The 4,027-nt window shown below is 60.2% G+C and carries 8 protein-coding genes and 1 pseudogene; all 9 read left to right on the forward strand.

What is annotated here, in order from left to right:
* Nucleotides 1-174, forward strand: a pseudogene (gene tuf, locus PF446_RS10155) (elongation factor Tu); the annotation flags it as partial.
* 127 nt (nucleotides 175-301) lie between these two features.
* Nucleotides 302-613, forward strand: coding sequence for a 30S ribosomal protein S10 (gene rpsJ, locus PF446_RS10160; RefSeq protein ID WP_007082173.1), 312 nt, complete (start codon nucleotides 302-304; stop codon nucleotides 611-613).
* A 22-nt stretch (nucleotides 614-635) separates the two neighbouring features.
* Complete coding sequence (rplC, locus tag PF446_RS10165; RefSeq protein ID WP_298071312.1) at nucleotides 636-1,277, forward strand: 50S ribosomal protein L3; 642 nt, start codon at nucleotides 636-638, stop codon at nucleotides 1,275-1,277.
* A gap of 11 nt (nucleotides 1,278-1,288) precedes the next feature.
* Complete coding sequence (gene rplD, locus PF446_RS10170; protein WP_298071313.1) at nucleotides 1,289-1,891, forward strand: 50S ribosomal protein L4; 603 nt, start codon at nucleotides 1,289-1,291, stop codon at nucleotides 1,889-1,891.
* A complete protein-coding gene (gene rplW, locus PF446_RS10175) occupies nucleotides 1,888-2,181 on the forward strand; it encodes a 50S ribosomal protein L23 (RefSeq protein WP_298071318.1) in 294 nt (97 codons plus the stop codon). The genes rplD and rplW overlap by 4 nt, the downstream gene beginning before the upstream one ends.
* An 18-nt stretch (nucleotides 2,182-2,199) precedes the next feature.
* Nucleotides 2,200-3,027, forward strand: a complete 828-nt coding sequence (gene rplB / locus PF446_RS10180; RefSeq protein ID WP_298071314.1) for a 50S ribosomal protein L2 — start codon at nucleotides 2,200-2,202, stop codon at nucleotides 3,025-3,027.
* Between the two features lie 11 nt (nucleotides 3,028-3,038).
* Nucleotides 3,039-3,311, forward strand: coding sequence for a 30S ribosomal protein S19 (rpsS, locus tag PF446_RS10185; protein WP_298071315.1), 273 nt, complete (start codon nucleotides 3,039-3,041; stop codon nucleotides 3,309-3,311).
* Between the two features lie 14 nt (nucleotides 3,312-3,325).
* Complete coding sequence (gene rplV, locus PF446_RS10190; protein WP_298071316.1) at nucleotides 3,326-3,655, forward strand: 50S ribosomal protein L22; 330 nt, start codon at nucleotides 3,326-3,328, stop codon at nucleotides 3,653-3,655.
* Nucleotides 3,656-3,670: 15 nt separating this feature from the next.
* The coding region (rpsC, locus tag PF446_RS10195; RefSeq protein ID WP_298071317.1) for a 30S ribosomal protein S3 at nucleotides 3,671-4,027 on the forward strand (357 nt) is incomplete at its 3' end.

Raw genomic sequence — 4,027 nt, forward strand, 5'->3', positions numbered from 1 at the left:
GTGACCGGCGCTTGCGAGCTGCCGGAGGGCGTGGAGATGGTGATGCCGGGTGACAACGTGAAGATGGTGGTGACGCTGATCCATCCGATCGCGATGGACGATGGCCTGCGTTTCGCGATCCGCGAGGGTGGCCGCACCGTCGGCGCCGGCGTGGTCGCCAAGATCTTCGAGTAACACGCAAGACTTCGGTGCGGCAGGCGGTATATCCGTCCTGCCGGTACCGGGAACAAGCGGATCCGGCGAGAAGCCGGCTCCATACCAAGTTGTAGAAACGTTCTTTCAATAAACACAGGACACGGTAATGGCGAACCAAAAGATTCGCATTCGGCTCAAGGCCTACGATCATCGTTTGATTGATCGTTCCGCCAGCGAGATCGTCGAGACTGCCAAGCGCACCGGCGCCACGGTACTCGGTCCGATCCCGCTGCCGACCAAGATCGAGCGCTATACCATCTTGACGTCTCCGCACGTCGACAAGGATGCGCGAGATCAGTACGAGACCCGCACGCACAAGCGCGTGCTGGATATCGTAGACCCCAACGACAAGACCGTGGACGCGCTCATGAAACTTGATCTCGCCGCTGGCGTAGATGTTCAGATCAAGCTCGGTTGAGCGATAGAGACAGGATACGAAGATGAGTATCGGACTGGTTGGCCGTAAATGCGGCATGAGCCGGATCTTTACCGAAGATGGCCAGTCGATTCCGGTGACGCTGATCGAAGCGACACCGAATCGGGTGACCCAGGTGAAGACCGAAGACAATGATGGCTACACCGCTGTCCAGGTGACTGCGGGCGTTCGTCGCGCATCACTGCTGACGAAGCCGGTGAAGGGCCACTACGCCAAGGCCAAGGTCGAACCGGGCCGTGGTCTGTGGGAATTCCGTGTTACCGCGGAAGACGCAGGCAAGTACAATGTTGGCGCCGAGATCAAGGTGGACGACATATTCACGGCTGGCCAAAAGGTCGATATTGCCGGCGTCAGCAAGGGCAAGGGTTTTGCCGGCACCATCAAGCGGCATCATTTCCGTGGGCAGGACAGCACCCACGGCAACTCGCTTTCGCATCGCGTGCCGGGCTCGATCGGCCAGAACCAGACGCCGGGCCGGGTTTTTCCGGGCAAGAAAATGTCCGGACACATGGGCGCCGTGCGCCGCACTGGTCAGGGTCTGGAAGTGGTCAAGGTCGACACCGAACGGCATCTGATTGCCGTCAAGGGTGCCGTGCCTGGCGCGACCGGCGGCAGCGTCATCATCCGCGCGACGACCAAGGGTTGAAGGAGAACGGCATGGAACTTAATGTCACTGGCGCCAAGCCGATTGAGGTCTCCGAAGTCGTATTCGGCACGGAGTTCCGCGAGCACCTGGTGCACCAGGTCGTTGTCGCTTACCAGGCGACTGCACGATCGGGCACCAAGGCGCAAAAAACACGCTCGGAAGTGAACGGTACCACCAAGAAGTCCAAGCGACAGAAGGGCGGTGGCGCACGCCATGGCGCGCTGACCGCACCGATCTTCATTGGTGGTGGCGTAACCTTCGCGGCCAAGCCGCGCAGTTACGAGCAGAAGGTCAACCGCAAGATGTACCGCGGTGCCCTGCGTTCGATTCTTGCAGAGCTGATCCGCAAGGAACGTTTCAAGGTGGTCGAGGACTTTGGCATCGATTCGTCCAAGACCAAGGCCATGATCGCCAAGTTGGCCGAATTGGACGTCAGCGGCCGCGTGCTGCTGGTTTCGGAAACGGCCAGCGAGGAGCTGTATCTGGCGACGCGCAACATTCCCTATGTGCATGTCGTTGATGCCGCTGCACTGAATCCCGTCAGCCTGGTCGGAGCCGATTATGTCGTCGCCACGGTCGAGTCGGTCAAGAAAGTCGAGGAGTGGCTGGCATGAGCAATGAACGCACACTCAATACGCTGCGCGGCCCGCATATTTCCGAAAAATCGGCGCTGCTTGGCGGATACAATCAGTACGTCTTCGTGGTTGCGCCAGAAGCGACCAAGGCAGACGTCAAGGCAGCGGTGGAAGACCTTTTCGACGTGACCGTCGAACGGGTGAACATCGTCAACGGCAAAAGCAAGACGAAGTCGTTCCGCTTCCGCACCGGCAAGCGCCAGGGCAAGCGCAAGGCTTATGTGCGTCTCGCCGATGGTCAAACCATCGACGTTTCGGCGCGCGCCTGATCCAGGAGTTCAATTTAGATGGCACTGATCAAACTCAAGCCGACCTCAGCTGGACGCCGCTCCACAGTGCGCGTATCCACGCCGGGACTGCACAAGGGCGCGCCGTATGCGGCGTTGACCGAATCGCAGTCGCGTACAGGTGGTCGCAATCATCACGGCCGCATCACCACGCGTCATCGTGGCGGCGGTCACAAGCAGCTGTATCGCATCATCGACTTCAAGCGCAACAAGATCGGCATCGCCGCTCGCGTGGAGCGTCTGGAGTATGATCCGAATCGCACCGCACACATTGCACTGGTGTGCTATGCCGATGGAGAGCGTCGCTACATCGTCGCGCCGAAAGGCCTGGAAGTGGGTGACCGCATCCTTGCCGGCAGCAACGCGCCGATCAAACCGGGCAACAGCCTGCCACTGCGCAACATCCCCATGGGCAGCACGGTGCATTGCATCGAGCTCAAGCCGGGCAAAGGCGCGCAGATTGCCCGCAGCGCCGGTGCATCGGCGCAGCTGGTCGCGCGCGAATCGGCCTACGCCACCTTGCGCCTTCGTTCCGGTGAAATGCGCCGCGTCTCGATCGAGTGCAGCGCGACCATCGGTGAGGTCGGCAACAGCGAGCACAGCCTGCGCAAACTCGGCAAGGCTGGTGCCAAACGCTGGAAGGGCATCCGTCCGACGGTGCGTGGTGTAGCCATGAACCCGGTCGACCATCCGCATGGCGGTGGTGAAGGCCGCACCTCGGGTGGTCGTCATCCGGTCAGTCCCTGGGGTACGCCGACCAAGGGCTACAAGACCCGTAACAACAAGCGCACGCAGCAGTTCATCGTGCGTCGCCGAAGCAAGAAGTAAGGGAAACGATCATGCCACGTTCTTTGAAGAAGGGTCCGTTCGTCGACCTGCATCTGCTGAAAAAGGTGGAGGTTGCCTCCGCCGCCAATAACCGGCGTCCGATCAAGACCTGGTCGCGTCGCTCAATGGTCCTGCCGGAAATGGTCGGCCTGACCATTGCCATTCACAACGGTCGCCAGCATGTCCCGGTGCTCATCAACGAGAACATGGTCGGGCACAAGCTCGGCGAGTTCGCGGTGACGCGCACCTTCAAGGGCCACTCCGGCGACAAGAAGTCGAAATGACGATGGATAGCACGATGGAAGCCAAAGCGATCCTGCGCAGCGCCCGTATCTCGGCGCAAAAAGTGCGCCTTGTGGCCGATCTGGTCCGTGGGATGCCCGTGGGCAAGGCCGATGGGCTACTCGAATTCACCAACAAGAAGGCCGCACACCTGGTACGCAAGGTGCTGTTGTCTGCCGTCGCCAACGCCGAGAACAATCTTGGTGCCGATGTCGACGAGCTGAAGGTGGCCCGCATCTTCGTGGATGAGGGCCCGACCATGAAGCGGATGCGCGCCCGAGCCAAGGGTCGCGGTTCACGCATCATGCGTCGTACCAGCCACATTACTGTCGTCGTCGGCGACTGATACAGGACGAAAACGATGGGTCATAAAGTACATCCCACAGGCATCCGCCTCGGTATTTCCAAGGATTGGAATTCCAAGTGGTATGCCAACAAGGGCCACTACGCCGAGTTTCTGATTGCCGATCTGAAGGTGCGCGAGCTTCTGCAGAACAAGCTCAAGCAGGCGGGCGTGTCCCGCATTCAGATCGAGCGTCCGGCAAACAACGCCCGTATCACGATCCACACCGCCCGTCCGGGCGTGGTGATCGGCAAGAAGGGCGAAGACATCGAAGCATTGCGCGCCGAATTGCGCAAGCGAATGGGCCTTCAATCTGTTGATGTTGCGATCGAGGAAGTGCGCAAGCCGGAAGTCGATGCGCAATTGATCGCAGAA

It is taken from the genome of Oleiagrimonas sp. (assembly GCF_027858935.1).
Taxonomy (GTDB): Bacteria; Pseudomonadota; Gammaproteobacteria; order Xanthomonadales; family Rhodanobacteraceae; genus Oleiagrimonas.